The organism is Arthrobacter sp. TJ-266 (genome assembly GCF_058269115.1).
In genome coordinates this window covers 498357-521818 of the sequence record NZ_JBZCNC010000004.1, presented here as the reverse complement: position 1 = coordinate 521818, position 23462 = coordinate 498357, and the positions used below count along the sequence as shown (strand labels likewise).

At 69.3% G+C, this 23462-nt stretch carries 22 protein-coding genes; 13 read left to right on the top strand and 9 right to left on the bottom strand.

The genetic code is table 11. The features are described 5' to 3' along the window. Positions 1-84 precede the first annotated feature (84 nt). Positions 85-660, top strand: coding sequence for a cupin domain-containing protein (locus tag AC4D12_RS14080; protein WP_490950558.1), 576 nt, complete (start codon positions 85-87; stop codon positions 658-660). A 7-nt stretch (positions 661-667) separates the two neighbouring features. Here the strand turns inward: AC4D12_RS14080 and AC4D12_RS14075 are convergent, their stop codons facing one another. Further along, entirely contained in the window at positions 668-2620 is a 1953-nt protein-coding gene (locus tag AC4D12_RS14075; RefSeq protein WP_490950557.1) for an amino acid permease, read from the bottom strand. Between the two features lie 200 nt (positions 2621-2820). On the opposite strand from AC4D12_RS14075, the gene AC4D12_RS14070 reads away from it, so the two are divergent. From AC4D12_RS14070 to AC4D12_RS14055, 4 genes are all read left to right on the top strand, one after another. Then, on the top strand, positions 2821-3627 hold the full coding sequence (locus tag AC4D12_RS14070) for a hypothetical protein (RefSeq protein WP_490950556.1): 807 nt from the start codon (positions 2821-2823) through the stop codon (positions 3625-3627). A gap of 89 nt (positions 3628-3716) precedes the next feature. Next, positions 3717-4727 (top strand): agmatinase, encoded by a 1011-nt coding sequence (gene speB / locus AC4D12_RS14065; protein ID WP_490950555.1) that lies wholly within the window; start codon positions 3717-3719, stop codon positions 4725-4727. Continuing rightward, entirely contained in the window at positions 4727-6418 is a 1692-nt protein-coding gene (locus AC4D12_RS14060; protein WP_490950554.1) for a thiamine pyrophosphate-binding protein, read from the top strand. Before speB ends, AC4D12_RS14060 begins: the two co-directional genes overlap by 1 nt. Before the next feature lie 73 nt (positions 6419-6491). Further along, positions 6492-6695, top strand: a complete 204-nt coding sequence (locus AC4D12_RS14055; RefSeq protein ID WP_490950553.1) for a hypervirulence associated TUDOR domain-containing protein — start codon at positions 6492-6494, stop codon at positions 6693-6695. A gap of 97 nt (positions 6696-6792) precedes the next feature. Here the strand turns inward: AC4D12_RS14055 and AC4D12_RS14050 are convergent, their stop codons facing one another. After that, on the bottom strand, positions 6793-7137 hold the full coding sequence (locus AC4D12_RS14050; protein WP_490950552.1) for a DUF3140 domain-containing protein: 345 nt from the start codon (positions 7135-7137) through the stop codon (positions 6793-6795). Between the two features lie 136 nt (positions 7138-7273). Here AC4D12_RS14050 and AC4D12_RS14045 point away from each other — a divergent pair, with 136 nt between their 5' ends. Next, the gene (locus AC4D12_RS14045; RefSeq protein ID WP_490950551.1) at positions 7274-7813 is read left to right on the top strand and encodes a hypothetical protein; all 540 of its coding nucleotides are present in this window, start codon (positions 7274-7276) and stop codon (positions 7811-7813) included. A gap of 117 nt (positions 7814-7930) precedes the next feature. Here the strand turns inward: AC4D12_RS14045 and AC4D12_RS14040 are convergent, their stop codons facing one another. From AC4D12_RS14040 to AC4D12_RS14030, 3 genes are read right to left on the bottom strand one after another with little or no spacing between them, the layout of a single operon-like run. Beyond that, positions 7931-9067, bottom strand: a complete 1137-nt coding sequence (locus tag AC4D12_RS14040) for an FAD-dependent oxidoreductase (protein WP_490950550.1) — start codon at positions 9065-9067, stop codon at positions 7931-7933. Next, a complete protein-coding gene (locus tag AC4D12_RS14035) occupies positions 9060-9785 on the bottom strand; it encodes a class I SAM-dependent methyltransferase (RefSeq protein WP_490950549.1) in 726 nt (241 codons plus the stop codon). Before AC4D12_RS14035 ends, AC4D12_RS14040 begins: the two co-directional genes overlap by 8 nt. After that, complete coding sequence (locus AC4D12_RS14030; protein WP_490950661.1) at positions 9782-11113, bottom strand: type III polyketide synthase; 1332 nt, start codon at positions 11111-11113, stop codon at positions 9782-9784. Before AC4D12_RS14030 ends, AC4D12_RS14035 begins: the two co-directional genes overlap by 4 nt. Before the next feature lies 1 nt (position 11114). Here AC4D12_RS14030 and AC4D12_RS14025 point away from each other — a divergent pair, with 1 nt between their 5' ends. Next, positions 11115-12014, top strand: a complete 900-nt coding sequence (locus tag AC4D12_RS14025; protein ID WP_490950548.1) for an SDR family oxidoreductase — start codon at positions 11115-11117, stop codon at positions 12012-12014. 123 nt (positions 12015-12137) lie between these two features. Further along, positions 12138-12836: a hypothetical protein gene (locus AC4D12_RS14020; protein WP_490950547.1), complete on the top strand. Its 699-nt coding sequence runs from the start codon at positions 12138-12140 to the stop codon at positions 12834-12836. Between the two features lie 42 nt (positions 12837-12878). Here AC4D12_RS14020 and AC4D12_RS14015 read toward each other — a convergent pair whose 3' ends face one another. The 3 genes from AC4D12_RS14015 to fdhA form a co-directional block, all read right to left on the bottom strand. Next, complete coding sequence (locus tag AC4D12_RS14015; RefSeq protein WP_490950546.1) at positions 12879-14258, bottom strand: short-chain fatty acid transporter; 1380 nt, start codon at positions 14256-14258, stop codon at positions 12879-12881. A 202-nt stretch (positions 14259-14460) separates the two neighbouring features. Continuing rightward, complete coding sequence (locus tag AC4D12_RS14010) at positions 14461-15120, bottom strand: transglycosylase family protein (protein WP_490950545.1); 660 nt, start codon at positions 15118-15120, stop codon at positions 14461-14463. A 422-nt stretch (positions 15121-15542) separates the two neighbouring features. Further along, positions 15543-16760, bottom strand: coding sequence for a formaldehyde dehydrogenase, glutathione-independent (gene fdhA / locus AC4D12_RS14005; RefSeq protein WP_490950544.1), 1218 nt, complete (start codon positions 16758-16760; stop codon positions 15543-15545). 185 nt (positions 16761-16945) lie between these two features. Between fdhA and AC4D12_RS14000 the strand changes: the two genes are divergently transcribed. Beyond that, positions 16946-17704 carry an SDR family NAD(P)-dependent oxidoreductase gene (locus AC4D12_RS14000; protein WP_490950543.1) on the top strand — a complete coding sequence of 253 codons (759 nt, stop codon included), beginning with the start codon at positions 16946-16948 and terminating at the stop codon, positions 17702-17704. A gap of 121 nt (positions 17705-17825) precedes the next feature. Here the strand turns inward: AC4D12_RS14000 and AC4D12_RS13995 are convergent, their stop codons facing one another. Beyond that, positions 17826-18113, bottom strand: coding sequence for a hypothetical protein (locus AC4D12_RS13995; protein ID WP_490950542.1), 288 nt, complete (start codon positions 18111-18113; stop codon positions 17826-17828). 228 nt (positions 18114-18341) lie between these two features. Between AC4D12_RS13995 and AC4D12_RS13990 the strand changes: the two genes are divergently transcribed. The 4 genes from AC4D12_RS13990 to AC4D12_RS13975 all read left to right on the top strand — a co-directional run bounded on the left by AC4D12_RS13990 (position 18342) and on the right by AC4D12_RS13975 (position 23362). Further along, a complete protein-coding gene (locus tag AC4D12_RS13990) occupies positions 18342-18605 on the top strand; it encodes a YegP family protein (RefSeq protein WP_490950541.1) in 264 nt (87 codons plus the stop codon). A 92-nt stretch (positions 18606-18697) separates the two neighbouring features. Next, complete coding sequence (locus AC4D12_RS13985; protein WP_490950540.1) at positions 18698-21538, top strand: aconitate hydratase; 2841 nt, start codon at positions 18698-18700, stop codon at positions 21536-21538. 112 nt (positions 21539-21650) lie between these two features. After that, entirely contained in the window at positions 21651-22322 is a 672-nt protein-coding gene (locus AC4D12_RS13980) for a GntR family transcriptional regulator (protein WP_490950539.1), read from the top strand. Continuing rightward, the gene (locus tag AC4D12_RS13975) at positions 22319-23362 is read left to right on the top strand and encodes a nucleoside hydrolase (RefSeq protein WP_490950538.1); all 1044 of its coding nucleotides are present in this window, start codon (positions 22319-22321) and stop codon (positions 23360-23362) included. The genes AC4D12_RS13980 and AC4D12_RS13975 overlap by 4 nt, the downstream gene beginning before the upstream one ends. The last annotated feature ends 100 nt before the right edge of the window (positions 23363-23462 follow it).

Here is a 23462-nt window from a genome sequence, read left to right as displayed (position 1 = left end):
CATGGCAAGCTCGTGTGACGAGCCCGTGACAGACGCGTTCGCAGCTCGTGGCGGCGCTCGACCGGCCACGGGAGGAGGACACGCATGAAGGCCCTGCCCGTCGAGCCCAGCAATGCGCCGGTGGCCATCGGGTCGCGCATCCGGACGGCGCGGCAGACCCAGCGCATGACCATCGAGCAGGTGGCGGACGCGACGGGGCTGACGAAGGGCTTCCTCAGCAGGGTGGAGCGGGACCTGACGTCGCCGTCCGTGGCGTCCCTCGTGACCCTCTGCCAGGTGCTGTCCATCACGATCGGCGACCTCTTCCTGGTGCCGGAGACCCATGTGACGCGGCTGGCCGACGCCCCGAGGATCAACCTCGGTGGCGAGGGCATCAACGAGCGACTCGTGACCGCGCGGTCGGAACGGCGCCTGCAGATGATCCGCGCCGTCGTCGAACCCCATGGCCGCGGCGAGGACGAGCTCTACTCGGTGGACTGCGAGGTGGAGACGCTGCACGTCATCGAGGGCCGTTTCGTGCTCGTGTTCTCGAACGACCGCTACGAGTTGGCCGCAGGGGACACCGTGACGTTCCCCGGCCGGGAACCCCATACCTGGCTGAACCCGGGAGGCGAGCGCGCCGTGGTCCTCTGGACGCTCGTCCCCGCCGCCTCCGGCTGAAGGGCGGTCAGCCCACGTGCACCCAGGGGCGCTTGGTGACATCCGGCTCGGCGGCCCGCAGCACCTCGCGGGTGACCGGAGCGATCTCCCCCTCGCCTGTGAAGAGGAACTTGAAGAGGTTCGCCACGGGATCGCCCTCCGTCCAGCGGAAGTAGACGTGCGGCATGAGGCCCGTGACGTCCCGGATGTGGAGCATCACGGCGGCGATGGTGTTCGGCACGTTGGAGGAGTGCACCTCGAGGATGCGGTACCCGTGCCGCACCACGCCGCGCACGCTGAGCTCGGTCTCGAAGTCCGAGGAGTCGTCCACCGTCACCTCGATGAACAGGGGCGTGGCCCCGTTCGGGATGTGCGAGACGGCGCAGGCGTGCTGGTGCTTGTGGCGGTAGGCCGAACCGCTGAGGCGCTTGGGCTCGTGCGCGATCAGGAGGATGTCGCCGTCGTCCTGGGAGCTCACGAAGCTGAGTGCCTTCTCGTCGAGGCGGATGCTCGTGGCGCGCAGCTCGAACGCGCGGCGTGAGCGGGAGACGAACGAGACGACGATGATGCCGAGGATGAAGAACGAGGCGATCTTCAGCCCGTCCGGTCGCTCGACCATGTTGACGACAGTGGTCAGCACGAAGACGGCCGTGGCGATGCCGAAGCCGATCGTGCGGCCCCGCTGGCCCTTCCGCCGCGCCGAGAGCGTGACGGCCACGGAGGCCGAGGTGATGAGCGCGAGGACGCCGGTGGCGTAGGCGCCACCCTGGGCGTCGACGTCGGCTTTGAAGAAGAACGTGACGACGACGGCGATGAGCGTGATCACCAGCACGAGGGGACGCACGGCCTTGGCCCACGCGGGCGCCATGCCGTAGCGGGGGAGGTAGCGCGGTACGAGGTTCAGCAGCCCCGTCATCGCCGAGGCGCCCGCGAACCAGAGGATGCTGATGGTCGAGAGGTCGTACACGGTGCCGAAGCCGTCGCCGAGGTAGAGGTGGGCGAGGTACGCGAGGGCGCGACCGTTGGCCTCGCCGCCCTCCTCGAACTGCTCGGCCGGGATGAGCAGTGTGGTCACGAAGCTGGAGGAGATGAGGAAGCCGCTCATGATCAGTGCGGCGGAGGTCAGGAGCTTGCGCGCCCCGGCGATCCGACCGGCGGGGTTCTCCTCCGTGTCACCGGGCTTGCCGTCGATCTGCGGCATGACCACCACTCCGGTCTCGAAGCCGGAGAGCCCCAGGGCGAGGCGGGGGAAAATGAGGATCGCGAGGCCCACCATGACCAGCGGGTTGCCGTGCTGGGTGGTCAGTGCCGTCCACCAGTTCGTCACGAGGCCGTCCTGCGCGACGATCTGCGCGACGGCGACCACGACCACCACGAGGTTCAGGACGAGGAACACGGCGACGATCACGACGGCGATGCCGATCGCCTCACGGAAACCGCGGAGGAACACCGCCGCGAGCAGGGCGAGGAAGACGACGGTGATGAGGACTTCCTGTCCGTGCAGCCAGCCCGGGGCGAAGGGATTCTCGACGAGGTGCGCCGTGGCGTCCGCGGCGGAGAGCGTCATGGTGATGAGGAAGCTCGTGGCCGCGAACCCGAGGAGCACGAGCACGAAGATCTTGCCGCGCCACTTGGGCAGCAGCTTCTCCAGCATGGCGATGGAGCCCTCACCGCGAGGGCTCTCGGAGGCGACGCGCTTGTATACGGGGAGCGCGCCGAACAGGGTCACGGCCACGAGGATCAGGGTTGCCAGCGGCGAGAGTACGCCCGCGGCCGCAGCGGCGATGGCGGGCTGATAGCCGAGGGTGGAGAAGTAGTCCACACCCGTGAGGCACATGACGCGCCACCAGGACTGGGTCCTCTCCGGCTCCGGCTGGTGCGACGTCGGCTGGCTCTCCTCGTTCAGGAGCCAGCGCTGGACCCGGTGGGTGCGGGGGGAGGGGGCCTGCGGACGGGACGGCGTACGGACGGAGGAGGACACCGATCAACGGTAGGTCCGCCGGTTCTGCGCGGACGGCGTCTTAACACTTCCTTTACGATCCTGTTCCGCGCGATCCCGACCGCAACTGGTGCCGAAGCGTGATCGCCGCGCACCGGGTCGGGAGGGAGCCGGATCTAGGGTGAAACCAGCGGCGCGCAGCGATCGGCGAGCGCCATCATGCATCCGCTGGGGGATCATCCGTGAGGAACGTCGATCTCACCTGCCTTGCCTTTGCAGCAGTCCTCGCACTGTCTGCCTGTGGCGCCGACTCGACGGACGCAGGCAGGGCTACCGAGGAACCGGTGACGGCGGCCTCCACCACGCCGAGCACCACGCCGAGCGTCACATCGCAGCCCACATCGCAGCCCACACCGACCCCCGCCGCTGCCACGCCGTCTGCGTCCGCTGCGGCGACACCAGGTCCCGTCACGGCACCGCCCGTGGGACCCTCCCTGATCGATCCTGCGACCTCGCTCTTCACGACTTCGGACGGCCCGTACTCCTTCGTCATGCCGGCCGCCTGGACGGCGATGCCGGTGCCACCGAACGACGCCCCCGACTACGGGGTTCCGATCAGCCGCACCGCGTACTCCATCCGGGATGCGGCCGGCACGGAACTCGCGCTGTTCCAGGGAGGGATTCCCGGCGATGGAGCAGCCGTCCCGCATCCCGGTCATGTGCTGCTCGACAGCGAGGAGCTGCCGGCTCTCTCGGCCCAGGTGGAGGCGGGGCCGGCGGAGATCACATTCGTCTTCGACTACTACCCGGACTACGCGACCGGTGGCCTCGAGTACAACGCGCGTCTGCACCAGGGGGCGCTACCGGCGGACGGCACGTACAGCCAGTTCTTCCCGCTCATCTCGGTCGGCACCAACGGTCAGGTCTCCTTCACCGCCACGTTCGACGAGACCCGCTTCGCGGACCCGGCGGACGCAACGGCCTGGCTCGGGACCGAGGACTATGCAGCCCTGCGCGACATGCTGTGTTCGTTCACCGTCAATGGTTGACCCCTCGGGACGCCCCGCATAGCCTGATGCAAAACATTTGATGCATATAGGGCAACCGCGAGGGCGCGGTCCCGGAGGGAGCCACGGCCATGGAAGAACTGCGCGTCACGGGAGGCGGCCATCTCGGGCCCGTCGACTCCGCCCGCATCCCGCGCTATGCGGGAGCGGCCACCTTCGCAAGGCTGCCCCGGCTCGACCAGGTGGACCGCGCGGACATCGCGGTCGTCGGTGTCCCGTTCGACTCCGGGGTGTCCTACCGGCCGGGCGCCCGCTTCGGCGCCAACCACATCCGGGAGGCCTCGCGCCTGCTGCGCCCCTACAACCCGGCCCTCGACGTCTCGCCCTTCGAGCGTGTGCAGGTGGCTGACGCGGGTGACATGGCGGTGAACCCGTTCAACATCGGCGAAGCCATCGAGACCGTGCAGCAGAACGCCCTGGACCTCATGGCCGACGGCGCGCGGCTCGTCACGCTCGGCGGGGACCACACCATCGCCCTGCCGCTCCTCCGGGCCGCGGCGGAGCGCGCGGGTTCCCCAGTGGCCATGCTGCACTTCGACGCGCACCTCGACACCTGGGACACCTACTTCGGCGCCGAGTACACGCACGGAACACCCTTCCGTCGCGCCGTGGAGGAGGGCATCCTCGACACCGAGGCCATCTCGCACGTCGGGACGCGCGGGCCGCTCTACGGGGTCCGCGATCTCGAGGACGACCGCAGGTTCGGCTTCGGCATCGTCACCTCCTCCGACGTGTACCGCAAGGGCGTCGACGAGATCGTCGACCAGCTCCGCGCGCGCATCGGGAACCGTCCGCTCTACGTGTCCGTGGACATCGACGTGCTCGACCCCGCGCACGCACCCGGCACGGGAACGCCCGAGGCCGGCGGTATCACCAGCCGCGAGCTGCTGGAGATCCTGCGCGGTCTGCGCGGCCTGAACCTCGTCGGCGCCGACGTCGTCGAGGTGGCCCCCGCCTACGACCACGCCGAGATCACCGGTGTTGCCGCCTCGCACGTCGCCTACGATCTGGTCACGCTCATGGCCGACACCATGGCCCCCGCCGCATCCGCCACGCCCGCTCCGACCACCGAGGACCACTGATGGAGATCACCGACGGCGCCGCATCCGCGCCGCCCGCACCCCTGACCGGCCAGCGGAACGGCGGCGACCTCGTGATCGAGACCCTCGCCGCCCTCGGCGCGACGACGGTGTTCGGCATCCCGGGCCAGCACGCCCTCGGCCTCTTCGACGCGCTCTCCCGCTCGGACCTGCGCTTCGTCTCCTCCCGCGTGGAGAACAACTCGGCCTTCGCCGCGGACGGTTTCTCCCGGGCCACCGGGGACGTCGGCGTGCTGTTCCTCTCCACCGGCCCGGGCGCGCTCACCTCGCTCGCCGGTCTCCAGGAGGCGTACGCCACGGGCGTCCCGATGGTCGTCGTCGCCAGCCAGATCCCGCTCGAGGGCCTCGGCGCCCGACGCAAGGGCATGCTGCACCAGCTCGACGACCAGAAGGCCTCCGCCGCCAACGTCACCAAGAGCCAGCGCCTGATCCAGCACGCCTCCGGCATCCCGTCAGCCATTCAGGACGCCTGGACCGAAGCGGTGTCCTCCCCGCAGGGTCCGGTGTGGGTCGAGGTGCCGCAGAACGTGCTGCTGGACCCGGTCATGGTGCCCAAGGTCGAGGACGCCCTCGCCGAACCGTTCGACAACCCCCCGCGCATCGAGCTCACGCGTGAGGCCGTCGCCTGGCTGAGGGTTTCGACGCGCCCGGCGATCGTCGCGGGCGGCGGTGCGCGCCGCGGTCGCGCCGAGGCATCCCTGCTCTCCCTCGCCGAGAAGCTCGGCGCCCCCGTGGTCTGCTCACCCGGCGGCAACGGCGCGTTCCCCTGGACGCACGAGCTGTCCCTGCAGTCGTGGGTGGAGGACCGTCACGTGACCGAGGTGCTCGAGGACGCGGACGTGCTCCTGGTCGTCGGGTCCTCCCTCGGCGAGGTCACCTCCAACTACTTCACCATGGAGCCGCGCGGGCGGATCATCCAGATCGACGCCGAACCGCGCGTGCTCGAGTCGAACCGGCCTGCCCTCGGCATCCGGGCGGACGCGGGCCAGGCGCTCGCGGCCCTCGACGAGGCGCTGCAACCCCTGGCGCGGAATCGCGAGCCCGGGTACGACGCCGTCGCCCTGGTCGCGGAGACTCTCGCGAAGGTCGCGGCGCGGCTGGAAGGCCAGGACCTCGGCAAGGAGCTCGCCTTCATGCGGGACCTCCGTGAGGCGGTCCCCGCAGGCATGCAGACCTTCTGGGACATGACCATCTCCGCCTACTGGGCGTGGAGTTGCTGGGATGCGCGCGAGGGCCAGTTCCACTCCGCACAGGGCGCCGGCGGGCTCGGCTTCGGTTTCCCCGGGGCCATCGGCGGATCGGTGGGCCTCGCCTCCCACGGCCTGCCGGACCGCGTACTCGCGGTCTCGGGCGACGGCTCGGCGATGTACTCCATCGCGGAACTCGCCACGGCGCGGCAGCACGATCTCCCGGTAACCTGGCTGATCGTCGACGACGGCGGCTACGGCATCCTCCGCGAGTACATGGAGGGGGCCTTCGGCAAGGCGACGGCGACGGAACTCGCGAGGCCCGACTTCGTGGCGCTCGCCGAGTCCTTCGGCGTACCCGCACGGCGGGTGGCGCCCGAGGACGTCGGCGCAGCGCTCCGGGAGAGCCTCGCGGGGGAGGGGCCGAACGTCGTCGTCGTGGAGACGCTCATGCGGTTGTTCGCCCCGACCCATCTTGATCAGTAGGCTTCCTTTTTCAGCCGGGGAGTGGCAGGGTCGTAAAGCACTGTTCGAACCGCGGACCCGAGGAAGGATCACCATGACATTCAAGAAGGGCGACAAGGTCACCTGGAACACGTCGCAGGGCGAGACCGAGGGCAAGGTCGTGGAGAAGCACGACAAGGAGTTCACGTTCGACGACCAGAAGTTCAAGGCGTCGAAGGACGAGCCGTACTACACGGTCGAGAGTTCGAAGTCGGGCAAGCAGGCTGCCCACAAGGAGAGCGCGCTCTCGAAGAAGTAGCCGATCCGGCGCTGAGAACGCCGAACGGGGCTCCGCATCAGCGGGGCCCCGTCCTGCGTTCAGGGGGGCTCGCTCCAGCGAACCATCCTCAAGCGGATCACTTCAGGGGGTCGTGGCCCCAGTTCATGAGCGAGTAGCGCCACTTCGAGGACTCGATGTCCTCCTTGGTCGGCTTCTGGGCGAGATGCCGGTGCACGTACCCGACCACCGTGTGCATGTGCTTGACGTCGTCGTCCGTGAGGTCGTCCCGCTTGGTGTTCAGGATCACGATGATGCGTCTGCCGGACTTGTGGCCCACCGATTCGCCCTCGCCCGATTCCTTGTAGCCGACGGCCTTGGATTCCTCGGTGTCGAGCCACGTCTCCAGCTGGGAGGCGCTCATGTTCACGGACTCCTTCCACTTCGGCCAGACGTCGTCGAGATCCTCTGAGTGGTCGGTCATGGTGGCGGACCTTTCGTAGCACTTGCACGGACATGTTCACAACCGGACGTCATGCCGGGATTGGCAATAGCGTAATCCTAAGCAGGCTGATAGATGTAGAGGGTAGGTCGAACCAACGTCTAAGGAGCTCTACATCATGGCAGGAAACCTTTTGGCACGATCCGCGCACGATCTCGGCGCTGCAGCCTGGTTCGGTGGCACCTTGATGGGCGCTGTCGGACTGAACGGTGCCACCGGTAAGGCGAAGGACCCCAAGGAGCGCACGCGCCTCTCCGCGCTCGGCTGGGCCAAGTGGACCCCCGTTCAGATCGCAGCCTTCGCCGTTCACGGCCTCGGCGGGGTTGCCCTCATCGGAGCGAACAAGGGTCGCGTCGCGGCCCAGGATTCCGTCGGCTCCAACACGGTGTGGAAGTCCCTCGTGACCGTCCTGGGCATGGCCCTCTCGCTCTACTCGGGCATCCTCGGCAAGAAGGTCGGCGAACTCGCCGAGCAGGGTGGCGAGGGCGCGACCGAACCCCGTCCCGGCGCGAGCGATGAGCTCGCGAAGGCGCAGTCGCAGCTCAAGGCCACGCAGTGGCTGCTCCCCCTCATCAGTGGCATCGTCATCGTGATGGGCGCGAAGCAGGGCGAGATGCAGCGCCCCGAGAACGTCAAGAAGGGCCTGCTGAAGAAGTAGTCACATCCAGCAGCGTTCCCCGGGACCCCTGCCGATCGTCACCGAACCGGTGTCGGACGGCGGGGGTCCCTGTCGTTGTGATCGCGCAGCGTCGTGGACGCTGCGTGCCCATCGGGATCACTGCATCGTGAAGGCCCGCGCCACCGAGCCGTGCACGGCATCGTTGCGGATGAGCGCCGCGAGGAAGGCGTTGCGGGAGCGCATCAGGGGCCCGGGCAGCGGCCGCCCGAGCGCCATGTTGAGGTGGGCCTTCCGCCGTGCGACGATCGCCTCCGCCTTCCGCTCCTTCTCGTAGCGTGCGAGCGGCCCAGCGACGTCCTCGCCGTCACGGAGCGACGCCGTGATGATGGGCACCAGCCGCTCCGCGTCGAGCCAGCCGAGGTTCATGCCCTGCCCGCCGATGGGACTGACCTCGTGGGCGGCGTCGCCCACGAGAACCGTACGGCCCGCCACGAAGCGTTCCGCGAGTCGTGACTGCACCTCGAAGGCGCTGAGCATCGAGGTGGTCGACGGGTCCACGGACACGCCCGTCCGGTCGTGGATGAGGCTGGTCAGCGCCTCCGCCGTCGGCCGCTCCTGCGGGCAGCCCATGCGGACCACCCAACGCCGGATCCCGCCGGGCAACGGGAAGGATTCCACGATCCCGCCGGTCTCGAGGTAGAGCACCGCGTCGTCGCCGTCGGCGGTGTCGTCCTGGAAGTCGCCCATCACGTAGCAGTCCGGATACCTGCGCGAGGGGGCCCGGATGCCGGCGTCGTCCCTCACCGAGCTGCGCGCGCCGTCGGCGGCGATCACGAGGCGTGCCTCGAGCACGTGGTTCTCGCCCTGCACGCGCGTCACCACCAGCACGTGGTCTCCGGTGTCACGCGTCGTCGCAACCGAGGTACCCCGCTGGAGCGTGCCCGGGAAGTGCTTCTCGAGGTGCAGTTCGAGGACCTCCTCGGTGACCGCCTGCGGTACCGCGAGCACGTACTTCTCCTCCCCGGGGAGCATCGAGAAGGACACCGTGCCCACGTGGCGGCCCGCGCTGCGTGCCACGCCGTCGCGGATCAGGACACCGCGCCGCCGTAGCTCGTCGGCTATCCCGCCGCTCTCGAGCGCCCGCAATGCCGGCGGGTGGATCCCGATGGCGCGCGAGTGGCTGCTGCGCTCGGTCCGGCGCTCCAGGACGACGGCGTCCAGGCCCGCCTGGCGGAGCAGCACCGCGGTGTACAGGCCCACCGGGCCACCGCCGACCACGACGACGTCATGCATGGGGAGCCCCCTCGGATCGCTTGTCGAGGACGAGGAGGTTGATGAACGGCCTGGCCGTCCGGACCTCCCAGCCGCGCCGGGCCGTGACTGCACTGCGCAGTTCACCGGGCGTGTAGCTCCGGCGGATCGAGGTGAGGCCGTCCTCGCGGATGTAGGAGCCGGGCAGCGGCAGCGTCCCGGCGGAGAAGAGCGCGTATCCGACGGGGTGGCGGGCGATGTCGCTGTGCACCGCGATGTGCCGCGTGAGCTGCTCGGTGTCTTCGAGGAGGCCGTCGAGTTCCGCTGCGTCGAGGTGGTGCAGCACGTGGTTGGACACCACGGCGTCGAACACCGCGTGGTCGGCCACGAGCTCGGAACTCAGCGCGCGGCGGAACGTGACGCCGGGCAGTGGTGGCAGCGCCGCGGCGTAGGCATGGGCCCGTTCGTCGGGATCGACGGCGGTGATCTCCAGCCGCAGGCCGTCGAGCTGTGCCCAGCGCGCCAGGGTCCTCGGCAGGTCGCCGCCGCCCGACCCGATGTCGAGCAGCGTGTTGACGCCGCTGGGGGAGAAGGCGGGCCGCAGCAGGGTGGTGTACGTGCGGCGCCACCCTGAGACGACGGCGTTGACGAGACCGAACTGGGCGTAGGTGCGGTCGAGTTTCCCCGGGTCGCAGTCGGGCCGGTCCATCTGCTCGGTGGCGTGCGTGTCACGCCGGGCGAGGAAGCCGCGTGGGCTCATGCGCCGGCTCTGCTGAGCACGGCCCCGAGATCGTCCGGCACCACGACGTCCTCCGCCGCAACGTCCGTGCGAGCGGTCGGGCTGCCCGTGACCGGCGCACCGATCCGCGTGAACAGGGCGGTCTCCACGGTGAGGCCCGGGCCGAACGCCATGGAGCACACGCGGTTGTTCCCGTCCGTGGTGGGCTGGTCGAGGATGTTCCTGAGGACGAACATCACGGTGGCGCTGCTCATGTTGCCGTAGTCGCGCAGGGTCTCGCGGGCCGGCACGAGCTGCTGCTCCGTGAGCCCGAGCTTCGCCTCCACCTTGTCGAGGATGCTGCGGCCGCCGGGATGGATGGCCCAGTGCTCGATGTCCGTGTAGTCGAGCCCCGTCAGCGTCTCGTCACGGGCGAGCAGCGGCGCGAGGGCTCCGACGATGTGCTCGTCGATGATGTGGGGCACGTAGGTCCCGAGGACCATCTCGAAGCCCTCGTCCCCGATGTTCCAGGCCATGGACTCCTCGCCCACCGGGGTGAGGACGGTCTCGAAGTGGTCGAGGCTGAGCGCGGGTGTGGTCAGGGGCAGGTCGCGTGCCGTCACGATCGCGGCAGCGGCGCCGTCGGCGAACAGGGAGGACCCCACTATGGTGTCCGGGTTGTTGGAGGACCGCACGTGGAGCGAGCAGAGCTCGGCGGACACCACCAGGACGACGGCGTCGGGGTCCGCCTCGCAGAACGCCTTGGCGGAGCGGAGCGCCGGGAAGGCCGCGTAGCAGCCCATGAAGCCCAGGTGGTAGCGCTGGACGGACGGCGCGAGATCGAGTGCGCGGACGATCTTGTAGTCCGGGCCGGGGGCGAAGAAGCCCGTGCAGGAGACGGTGACGACGTGCGTGACGTCGGCGGCCTCGATGCCTTCCGCGGCGTCGAGGGCCTTCCGGGCGGCCTCGACGAACAGCTTGGTGCCCTCCTCCGCGTACACCTCGTTGCGTACCTTGGTGCTGGGCGTGAGGATTCGCATGTTCTTCTGGTCGAAGAACACCGGCTCCTCGGACGCGGTCTCGACCGTGAGTTCCTTGACAGCGGTGTAGCGCGTCTCGATTCCCGAGCTGTCGAAGGCCGCTCCCACGAGCCGCCGGCCGAGCCGCGTGAGGTCCGGTTGTGCCGCGAAGACGTCGCGTACCTGGGGCTGCACCATCGCGGTCTCGGGTACGGCTGTTTCTAGGGACCTCAGGATCACTGTCATAGGTCCATTACTAGAGGACTCACGGCGCAAACACAACGACAGTAGGCACGGCGCAAACACAACGACAGTAGGCTTAGTACCTCCGGCCCCACCCACCAGGAGCATCATGGACAACGAGCCCAGCGGCACCCTCGACCAGGACGATCCGAGAGGCCCCGCAGTGGACGCCTCCACGGAGCTTCAGGAGTACCCCGGCTTCACCGAGCGGATGGATCCGCGCCCCGACCACGGCGAGGACAGCTACACGGGGAGCGGACGGCTCGCCGGTCGGCGGGCGTTCATCACCGGCGGCGATTCAGGCATCGGGAGGGCGGTTGCCCTCGCCTTCGCGCGCGAGGGCGCCGACGTCGCCATCGGGTACCTCCCCGAGGAGGAGGAGGACGGCGCCAGCTGCCTCGAACTCGTCCGCGCGGAGGGGCGCACCGCGCTCGCCGTCCCGGGGGACCTGCGCGACGAGGCCTACGCGCCGTCGGCGATCCGGGCGGTCCTCGACGGACTCGGCGGGCTCGACATCCTCGTCAACAACGCCGGCTTCCACATCGCCCAGCCGAACGGACTGCCGGACGTGGATGCCGACCAGCTGCGCCGCACGTTCGAGACGAACGTCTACGGGACCATCTGGCTCACGCAGGCCGCCCTGCCGCACCTCGAGGCCGGGGCGTCGATCATCACCACCACCTCCGTTCAGGGCTACCACCCGACCACGAGCCTCATGGACTACGCCGCCACGAAGGCCGCATTGAACAACCTGACCGTCAGCCTCGCCGAACTGCTCGGCGAGCGTGGTATCCGCGTGAACGCCGTCGCGCCCGGTCCCATCTGGACCCCCCTGCAGCCCGCGACCACCACGAGCGAGAAGCTGGACTCCTTCGGGGAGGACACCCCGCTGGGGCGCATGGGGCAGCCGGCCGAACTGGCAGGTGCCTACGTGTTCCTCGCCTCGAACGACGCCCGCTACGTCTCCGGGGAGATCCTCGGCGTCACGGGAGGCAAGCCCCTGGGCTGAGTGCTGCAGTTCGGACGGAGGAGCCACCAAGCCGGAAGGGCCTGTGCCACGAATCACAGCCATCATCACAGCCAGCAGCGCCGGAGGTCCGTCCGGTGCGGTCCACCGACGATGGGTCGAGCGTTGACACTCCCACAAGCACTCACGAGAACACCGGAGCGTGCCCTGACCGTCCGGCGCCGGGGTTCCACCGCCGCTCTCGGGCTCGTGGCCCTCCTCGCGCTCGCCGGTTGCGGATCGGTCGAGGAGAATCCGCTCGGGGTCAACACGGACAATGCACCGCAGGTGCAACCCGCCGGGCCCGCGACGGCCGACGGCGGTGCGGCTGCGGCGCCCATCGGCGCCGACCTCGGTGAGGATCCGCTCAACGTCGGGATCGACGGGGCGGACCTCTGCGGCGTACAGCCCGATGACAGCCGGTTGCGCTACACCGTGATGCTCCACAACCCCACGCTCGAGACGTTCACGTTCGGTGAGATGGCGCTCGGCAATCCCGAGGGGCTGAACGTCATCTCCTCGATGGTCCAGACGGCCAATCGCGAGGGCCACAACCACCCGGACGCCCCGGGCAGTGCCCACGAGGAGCACACAGCCGCGCCGACTCCCACGGCGGCACCGGAGCCCATCGGCCCGCCGGTCCCCGCCGCGGGGTACCAGATGAAGCCCGATGCGCACGTGAACATCATCGTGACCGTCGAGCTGGCCGAGGGAGTCACGCATGGCAGCGCCGACAACATCGTGGTGGCGTACTCCACACCGGACCGCGACTACGCGGTGCCGCACAACCTGGGGATCGACGTCGACGCGACCTCCTGCAGCTGACGCCGAGTCGGCCGACGCGGAGTCGGCTGACGCGGAGTCACCTCAGCCGGCGCCCACGACCAGCATGGTGACGGCGAACACGAGGCCCGAAACGATCAGCGTCACCATCGTGTAGCCGAGGATGTCCCGCATCTTCAGCCCGGCGATCGCCAACAGGGGAAGCGCCCAGAAGGGCTGGATCATGTTGGTCCACTGATCGCCGTAGGACACAGCCATGATCGCCACGGCGGGATCCACGCCCAGACGACTGGCGGCGTCGAGCATGATCGGGGCCTGGACGGCGAACTGACCGCCGCCGGAGGGGACGAAGAAGTTGACGAGCCCGGCGGACAGCAGCGCCAGCAGGCCGAAGCTCCCAGGCGTCGCGATGCCGACGATCCCGTCCGAGAGGATCCCGATGAGTCCGGTGGAGCCCATGATGCCCATGATGCCGGCGTAGAGGGGGAACTGCAGGAGGATCTCCCCGACGTTCGCAGCGGCGTTCTTCGTGAGTGCGATCAGTTCGAACGGGCTGCGCACCAGGAGGAACAACAGGGCGAGGAACGTCCAGTTGACGATGTCCAGCGTCGCCGTCCCGCCCTGTACGTAGTGGATCACCAGATACGCGACCAGCGCGAGACCTACGAGGCTGGTCAGGATGCGGCTGGCGTCGAGACGGTCGGCGGGCGTGAGCACCTCGTCCTCGAGGTGGACGTCGTCCGTGGTCCGGGCGTCGAACGGCAGCTCCGTGACGGCGTCGGTGCCCTTGGGTGCGACGAGCGCCAGCGCTCCGGCGACGAGCACGATCGTGGCGACTGCGGCGGTGATGTTCCACCAGGAGAAGGTGGTCTCGGAGACGGGAACGGTGCGGCCCACCTGTTCCGCGATGAAGGAGCCCTCGGTGGCCGCGGTCAGCGGGCCGGAGCCGGAGTAGCCCATGTGCCACACCACGAACCCGGAGAAGCCCGAGGCCACCAGCAGGGGGAAGTGCAGGCGAAGGCCCTTCTCCCGGGCCTGCGCAGCGACCTCCTTGGCGAGCAGTCCACCGATGACCAGTCCGAGCCCCCACGTGATGAGGGACGCGACGGCCGCGACGACGAACACGAACACGTAGGCCTGCACCGCTGTCCGCGGGACGGCGCCCAGGCGCGTGAGCAATCTGCGCACGGGTCCGGTGTGCGCGAGTGCGTGGCCGAGCAGCAGGATCAACGCCATCTGCGTCATGAAGGCCAGGAGGCCGGCCAGGCCGTCACCCCACCCGTCGATCACCTCGACGGGTCCGGCATCCGTGAGCAGGAGGGCGGCGATCGCCACCACGAACGTCAGGACGACGGCGAAGACCAGAGCGCTGGGGATGAACCGCTCCACCAGGGTGTTGACCGGGCGCATCACGGCCGACACCGTGGATCGGCGCGGGGCGGAGGGGGACTTCATGGCGGGCATCGTGGAGACTCCTCGAGTGACGTCGTCGTCTGTCGGCATCGCCGGGACGCCGATGCCGCGCTCCACTGTAGTGCTAGGGCCCTCAACGCAGAACGCGGCACCCGGCCTCGAGGAACATGCCTCGTCGGCCGGATGCCGCGTGGTGACCCTCAGCGCCGTCGGCGCTTCGGGTCAGGAGGAGCGCGAGCTCACAAGCCTCGGATCAGGCCGGGAGCTGCAGGACCGCACCGGTGAAGATGAGGTCCTGGTGGATCACGGTGTCGGCGTTGGCGGCGAACAGGGCCTGCCAGCCACCCTCGACGCCGAGCTTCGTGGCGATCGAGCTGAGCGTGTCGCCGGACTGGATGGTGTAGGTCTCGCCGCTCAGGGCGACGGGAGCCTGGGCCACCGGTGCCTGGACGACCGGTGCCTGGACGACGGGAGCCTGCTGGACCTGCTGCACCTGGACGGGTGCCTGCTGGACCTGCTGGACCTGAACGGGAGCCTGCGCGGCTGCACCCTGCGAGCCGCCGACGGCGGTGGACGACCCGGAGGTCAGACCGAGCTTGGCGGAGCAGGCGGGCCAGGCGCCCCAGCCCTGCATCTGCTGGAGGTTCGCGGCGACGCGCTTCTGCTCGGCGACGCTCGCGGCGGCGGGCGAGCCCGTACCGCCGGCTGCGTTCCAGCTGGACTGCGAGAACTGCAGGCCACCGAGGTAGCCGTTACCCGTGTTGATGCTCCAGTTCCCGCCGCTCTCGCACTGCGCGAGCTGGTCCCAGGTGTCTGCGTTGGCTGCACCGGCTGCTGCGCCGAGGCCGAGGCCGGTGAGGGCCACTGCTGCGAGTCCGCGACGGGCGCCTGTGCTGAAAGAGGTTGTTTTCATGGGGTTACGATGCTCCGAAAGGCCACCCGCACTAGGTCCGTCCCCGGACTTCTTCGCGCCGCTGCTCACCTTGACGTTCTAGAGGTCATGGTTCGGCAGCCGCCGGTTGAGCAACGAGCGGTGGAGGGCGGTGCCGGGCATTCATCGCTGCCTGATTTTCTGCAGCTCATTCGCTTCCCCGGACGGGGAACTCGTCCCACCGTAAAGCAATTCTGATTTGATGCCAAACCGGTACGGCGCGCCGCTTGACATCGCTCGAAGATGAGGGAAAAGAGCTGGCGAATATGAACTTCGTCTGCCACACTGACGCTTCTCCGAGCGCCAGAGCCGAGATGAACGCGCGGAAAAGGCCCGGATCCTGCGGATCCGGGCCCTCTCGGAGCTCCCTCCCGCGGTCGCGCTCGGGGGCGGTCAGGTCGTGGTCAGGCCGCTACGTAGCCGTGCGGATCGAGGACGTACTTGGTGGCCGCTCCGGCGTCGAACTCCTCGTAGCCGCGCGGCGCCTCGTCGAGCCCGATCGACTTTGCGTTGACCGCTTTCGCGATATGAACGCGGTCGTGGAGGATCGCCATCATCAGACCGCGGTTGTACTTCATCACCGGGCACTGACCGGTGGTGAAGGAGAGCGACTTCGCCCACCCCGTCCCGAGGCTGATCGAGAGCGAGCCCACCTTCGCGGCGTCGTCCACTGCTCCCGGGTCCCCGGTGACGTAGAGCCCGGGTATGCCGAGTGCCCCGCCCGCCGCCGTCACGTCCATGAGCGAGTTCAGCACCGTCGCGGGAGCCTCCGTGCCCGAGCCGGACCCGTGTCCGCGCGCTTCGAAGCCCACGGCGTCCACGCCGCAGTCCACCTCCGGCACGCCGAGCAACTGCTCGATCTGGTCGCGTGGATCGCCCTTCGAGACGTCCACGGTCTCGCAGCCGAAGCTCCGGGCCTGCGCCAGGCGGTCCTCGTTGAGGTCGCCGACGATCACCACGGCGGCGCCGAGCAGCTGTGCCGACACGGCGGCGGCCAGGCCCACGGGCCCCGCACCCGCCACGTACACGGTGGACCCGACGCCGACACCGGCGGTGACGGCGCCGTGGAAGCCCGTGGGGAAGATGTCGGACAGCATGGTGAGGTCGAGGATCTTCTCGAGCGCCTGGTCCCGGTCCGGGAACTTCAGCAGGTTCCAGTCGGCGTAGGGGACCAGCACGTACTCGGCCTGCCCGCCGACCCAGCCGCCCATGTCCACGTAGCCGTACGCGCTGCCCGGCCGGTCCGGGTTCACGTTGAGGCAGATGCCCGTCTTGCGTTCCTTGCAGTTGCGGCACCGGCCGCACGCGATGTTGAACGGCACGGAGCAGATGTCACCCACCTTGATGAATTCGACGTCGCGCCCCACCTCGACCACTTCACCCGTGATCTCGTGGCCGAGCACGAGGTCCGCGGGCGCCGTGGTGCGTCCTCGGACCATGTGCTGGTCCGAGCCGCAGATGTTGGTGGTCACCGTCTTCAGGATCACGCCGTGGTGGACCGAGCGGCCCACGTTGGCCGGGTTCACCCCCGGCCCGTCCTTGAGTTCGAACGTGGGGTAGTCGATGTCGATGACCTCGACCTTCCCCGGTCCCTTGTACGCAACAGCTCTGTTACCGCTCATGGAACTCGCCTTTCGTGGTGCGTCGAACCGCCCGGTGGACCCGGGCGTCGGAACCCGCGGGCTTCGCCGTCGTGCCTGCTGTGCCCGCCGATGGGGCCAACGTACAGGCTGGCGAGCCACGGCGATACGGCCCTCGGCGAGGCGGTCGTCTTGTGCGCCGGACGGGCGGGGAAGAGTATGGGCTCATGACACGGACCGCGCTCGTCACGGGTGGCACCTCGGGCATCGGGGCCGAGTTCGCCCGCCGGCTCGCCGCGGACGGGCATGCGCTCGTCCTCGTGGCGCGCACGGACGAACGCCTGCGCAACGTGGCGGAAGAGCTGCGCGAGCGCTTTGGTGTCGACGTCGAGACGATCACCGCGGACCTGCTCGACGACGCCGGACGGGCCCGGGTGCAGGAGCGCCTGGCCCGCACGGACCGTCCGGTGACGGTGCTCGTGAACAACGCGGGCTACGGGGTGGCCCTCCCGTTCGCGGACAACACGCTCGACGACGAGATCCGGCACCTCAGGATCCACGTCGAGGTCCCCCTGGCGCTGGCGCACACGGCGCTGGCGACCATGAGGGCGCACGGCTCGGGCACGATCATCAACGTCGCGAGCGTGGCGGGCTTCACCCCGCGGGGCACCTACGGTGCGGCGAAGGCCGCGATGATCAGCTTCAGCCGGTGGGCGAACATCACCTACCGGGCCGACGGCGTCCGGGTGACGGCACTGTGTCCGGGCTTCGTCCGCACCGAGTTCCACCAGAGGATGGGCGTGGAGACGTCGTCCATCCCGTCCTTTCTGTGGCTCGGGGCGGCCCAGGTGGTCGCCGAAGGGCTTCGCGATGCCGCGGCCGGCAAGGCGGTCTCGATCCCCAGTGCGCGGTACCGGGTCCTCGTGGCGCTCGCCCGCGTGGTGCCGGCGTCGATCGTGGCGCGCCTCGCGCAGCGGGGTCGCTGAGGAGCGCCGCTGATCCGGGTCGCCGAGGAGCGTCGCTGGGCCGCATCGCTGAGCCGCACCGCGTCGTCGGGCCGCGTCCGCTGATACACGGCGCCGCTCCGCGCCACCGTGTCCCGCCCGCTCAGGAGCGGTGCGCTGCGCTGTCCCAGCCGTCGGGCTCCTGCGACTCCTCCGGGCGGGACTGCCCGCCGTCGTCGTCCGCGCCGGTACCGGTACCGGTGGCGTCCTCCGCGGGGGAGTCGGCCCCGGTGAAGGCGGCGGGAACAGCTCCGGCCTCGTGGGTGGACTGCTCGTCGCGGATGGTGGCAGAGCCGTGGCCGGCGGCGCCCGCCGACGGATCGAGGACGTGCTCCCGCCGGTCGGCAGCGGGGTGGCCGTCGCTCGGACGGGCGTCGGTGGGCTCGGTCATGGTGCTCCTTCGGGTCCCGGTGGGGCCGGCCGGTGCCGGGCGGCCCACCGCACGTGCCGCCCGGAAATGGGGGTGGCGTGGGCAACACTGTGGAACAGGTTCCCATGTTCCTGATCTTCCCGGACGCACGGCGTGTTTCAAGCCCTGATCCGCGCCGGATCCGAGGCGGTCAGTGTGCTTATGATGGGGGACCGCAGATGAAGAAGCCCCTTACAAGGAGGTAGGACGATGGCTGGATACTTCAAACTGGTGGACGCTCACGACGACGGTTTCCGGGTGAAGCTGACCGCCCCCGACGGAACCCTCGTGGCGGTCTCCACCTTCTATGCCTCGAAGCAGGAAGCGATCGCCGGGATCGAGATGATCCGCGAGATCGCAGGCACCGGCCCGATCGTCGACCACAGCCGCCAGGTCTCCCCGGAGCAGGACGAGTTGCTGTTCGGCGCGGATGCCCTTCCCGAGGAGTCGATCGCCGTCCAGTCCCGGAGGTGACGCGCCGTACGCTCGGTGTACGACTGTATACAGTGCGGGTAGGCGTGGCTTAGTATGAAGGTATTCCACAACCTCTGAAGGGAGCCAACGTCATGTCGACTGCGGACTCATTCGGTGCGAAAGGCGTCCTCGACGTCGCCGGTGCCGAGTACGAAATTTTCCGACTGGGCGCGGTTGACGGCGCCGACAATCTTCCGTTCAGCCTCAAGGTACTGCTGGAGAACCTGCTGCGCACCGAAGACGGTGCCAACATCACGGCCGACCACGTGCGCGCCCTCGCCCAGTGGGACGCGGACGCCGAGCCGGACACCGAGATCCAGTTCACGCCGGCCCGCGTGATCATGCAGGACTTCACGGGCGTCCCCTGCATCGTGGACCTCGCCACCATGCGTGAGGCCGTCGCCGACCTCGGCGGCGACCCGACGCGCGTCAACCCGCTTGCGCCCGCCGAGATGGTCATCGACCACTCCGTGCAGATCGACGCCTTCGGCAACGCCGGTGCGCTCGAGCGGAACATGGAGATCGAGTACCAGCGCAACGGCGAGCGCTACCAGTTCCTCCGGTGGGGCCAGACGGCGTTCGACGACTTCAAGGTCGTTCCCCCGGGGATGGGTATCGTCCACCAGGTCAACCTCGAGTACCTGGCGCGCACCGTCATGACCCGCGAGGTGGACGGCGTGCTCCGTGCCTACCCCGACACCTGCGTGGGTACCGACTCGCACACCACCATGGTCAACGGCCTCGGCGTGCTCGGCTGGGGCGTGGGCGGCATCGAGGCCGAGGCGGCCATGCTCGGCCAGCCCGTCTCCATGCTCATCCCGCGCGTCGTCGGCTTCAAGCTCACCGGAGAGATCCCCGCGGGAGCCACGGCCACGGACGTGGTGCTCACCATCACCCAGATCCTGCGCAAGCACGGCGTGGTCGGCAAGTTCGTCGAGTTCTACGGCCAGGGCGTGGCGTCCGTGCCGCTCGCGAACCGCGCCACGATCGGCAACATGAGCCCGGAGTTCGGATCCACGGCCGCCATGTTCCCGATCGACGACGTCACCCTCGACTACCTGCGCCTCACCGGCCGGCCCGCCGAGAACGTGGCGCTGGTCGAGGCCTACGCCAAGGAGCAGGGCCTCTGGCACGACCCCTCCCGCGAGATCCGCTTCTCCGAGTACCTCGAGCTGGACCTCTCGACCGTCGTGCCCTCGATCGCCGGCCCGAAGCGCCCGCAGGACCGCGTGGAGCTCACGAAGGCCAAGAGCCAGTTCCGCGAGGACCTGCGCAACTACTCGGACGACCCCGACCTGACGTTCGCGCCGGGCGGCACCGTCGACGAGTCCTCGCAGGAGAGCTTCCCCGCGTCCGACTCCCCGAGCTTCACCCCGGGTACCACCGCATCCGTCACGGACGAGAACTCGGAGCCACGGGAGACCGTCGGCGCCGGTGCAGGTGGTTCACGCCCGTCGAAGAAGGTAGCCGTCAGCATGAAGGACGGCCGCGAGTTCGAGCTCGACCACGGGATCGTCAGCATCGCGTCGATCACCTCGTGCACCAACACGTCCAACCCGTCCGTCATGCTCGCCGCCGCCGTGCTGGCACGCAACGCGGTCGAGAAGGGCCTCGTGTCCAAGCCGTGGGTCAAGACCTCCGTGGCGCCGGGCTCGAAGGTCGTCACCGACTACTACGAGAAGTCGGGCCTGATCCCGTACCTCGAGAAGCTCGGCTTCTTCACCGTGGGTTACGGCTGCGCCACCTGCATCGGCAACTCGGGTCCGCTCGAGGACGAGATCTCGCAGGCCATCCAGGACAACGACCTCGCGGTCACGGCCGTCCTGTCCGGCAACCGGAACTTCGAGGGCCGCATCAACCCGGACGTCAAGATGAACTACCTGGCCTCACCGCCACTGGTGGTCGCCTACGCCCTGGCCGGCACCATGGACTTCGACTTCGACAACGAGCCCCTCGGCCAGGACGAGTCGGGCACGGACGTGTTCCTGAAGGACATCTGGCCGAACCCGGTCGAGGTGCAGAAGGTCATCGACGAGTCCATCGACGAGGACATGTTCACCTCTAGCTACGCGACCATCTTCGAGGGCGACGACCGCTGGAAGTCGCTGCCGACGCCCGCCGGCGACACCTTCGCCTGGGATCCCGAGTCCACGTACGTGCGGAAGCCCCCGTACTTCGAGGGCCTGCAGCGCGAGGCGAGCCCGGTCGAGGACATCGACGGCGCGCGTGTCCTGCTGAAGCTCGGCGACTCGGTCACCACCGACCACATCTCGCCCGCGGGTTCGTTCAAGTCCGACACCCCGGCCGGCCGGTACCTCACCGAGAAGGGTGTGGAGCGCAAGGACTTCAACTCCTACGGCTCACGCCGTGGCAACCACGAGGTCATGATCCGCGGCACCTTCGCGAACATCCGGATCAAGAACCAGCTGCTCGACGGCGTCGAGGGCGGGTTCACGCGGGACTTCTCGCAGGCCGACGCACCGCAGGCCGCGGTGTACGACGCCGCGGAGAACTACCGCGCGGCGGGCACCCCGCTCGTGGTCCTCGCGGGCAAGGAGTACGGCTCCGGGTCCTCGCGTGACTGGGCTGCGAAGGGCACCGCCCTGCTGGGTGTGAAGGCCGTCGTCGCCGAGAGCTACGAGCGCATCCACCGCTCCAACCTCATCGGCATGGGCGTGCTGCCGCTGCAGTACCCCGCGGGCCAGAACGCCGAGTCCCTCGGACTCACGGGTACCGAGACGTTCTCGGTCAGCGGTGTCACGGAGCTCAACGAGGGCCGCACGCCCCGCACCGTGCATGTGACCGCGGCGCCCGCCGACGGCGGCACGCCGGTGGAATTCGACGCCGTGCTGCGCATCGACACCCCGGGCGAAGCGGACTACTACCGCAACGGCGGCATCCTGCAGTACGTGCTGCGCCAGCTCGCCAGCTGACGTCCGGTTGTACCTGCGCGTTCCGGGCCGGGAGGGAAACCTCCCGGCCCGGCCCGTCTGACGGGCCACCGGCACCACTCCCATCCGTTCCGTCCCCACTGCGAGGAAATCCATGGTCGAGTCGACAGAGGCGTCACCGCGCGTCGACGGCGAGTCGATCTTCCGCGTGCTCCGCAGCGAGATCCTCGCCGGGGTGCACCCGCCGGGCACAGCGCTGCGGGAGGTGGTGATCTCCGAGCGGTTCGGGGTCTCCCGCACGCCCGTCCGGGAGGCTCTCAGCCGGCTGCAGCACGAACGCCTGCTCGAGCGCGCCGCACGGGGTCTGCAGGTACCGCAGATCGACCCTCAGGAGGTCATCCAGATCTACGACCTCCGCGTCATGCTCGAGGAGGAGGCCGCGGGCCAGGCAGCCCTGAACCGGGGCACGGCCGATCTCATGCGGCTCGAGGCGCTGCTGGAGCGTGACCGCGCCGTCGTCGATCCCGATGACACCGTGAGGGTCACCAACAACCTCGAGTTCCACACCACGCTCTGGGCCTCCGCGCGGAACCCGATCCTGATGGACCTGCTGCAGCGGTTGTCCACGCACCTCATCCACACGCCGCGGTCCACGCTGTCCGTGGGGGACAGGTGGCAGGAGGTCCTCGTGGAGCACGAGGAGCTCATCAGCGCCATCGCGGAGCGTCGCAGTGATGACGCCCGGACCATCGCCCGGCGGCACCTGGAGACCGCTCGGACCCTCCGCCTCGAGCTGTTGCGCACCACCGCGGCGGACCGGCCGTGACGGAGGGGCGCCCGGAGCGCAGCCGCCTCCTGCTCGACGTCGACACCGGCATCGACGACGCCGTCGCGCTCCTGTACCTCCTGGCGACCCCCGGGGTGAGCATCGAGGCGATCACCTGCACGGCGGGGAACGTGGGCGCCCGTCAGGTGGCACTCAACAACCTCGCCCTCCTCGAGTTGTGCGGAAAGGCGGGCGTCGAGGTGGCGATCGGTAGCGAGGTACCCCTCGAGGTGCCGCTCGTGACCACGGAGGAGACGCACGGCGACCAGGGCATCGGGTACGCCGTGCTGCCGGAACCCCGCGGCCGTGTCTCCGGCAGGCATGCCGTGGACGTGTGGGTGGAGGCCGTGCGCTGCCATCCTGGTCTGATCACCGGGGTGGTGACCGGACCGCTGACCAACCTCGCGCTGGCCCTGCGGGCCGAGCCCGAGCTGCCCCACCTCCTCAGGGGCCTCGTCATCATGGGCGGGGCCTTCCACCACCCCGGGAACACCACCCCGGTGGCGGAGTGGAACATTCACGTGGACCCGCACGCGGCCCGGGAGGTCTTCGCCGCCTACGAGGGCCTGCCGGTCGAGAAGCTCCCGATCGTCTGCGCGCTCGAGACCACCGAGCGGATCGAGTGCACGCCCGCGCACATCGACGCCCTCGCGCGCGCTGCCGGTGCGGGACCGGAGCTGCTCTCACCCGAGGACCCGCCGGGGCTCCGCAGCGGGAGCGACAACGACGTCGTCGCCTGTGTGTCCGATGCCCTCCGCTTCTACATGGAGTTCCACCGCGCGTACGACCAGGGGTACATCGCGCACCTCCACGACCTCTTCGCCGTCATGGTCGCCACGGGCGAGGCCTCCTTCGAGGAGAGGCTCGCGACGGTGGACGTCGAGACGTCCTCGCCACTGACCATCGGCCAGACCGTCGCGGACACCGTGGGCATGTGGAAGCGCAGACCGAACGCGAGGATCGTCACGGGGAACCAGCCTGCCCCGGTGTTCGAGCTCATGGTGCAGCGACTCGCGGACCTCGCGCGCATGCACGGCTGACCCGGCCCGACCCCGCTTCCACCCCGACGCGAGCCAGTCTCTGCCCGTCTCCGCCCTGTCCCTACCTGCCTCCGCCCCGCCACCGCGCGGCTGCGCCGGG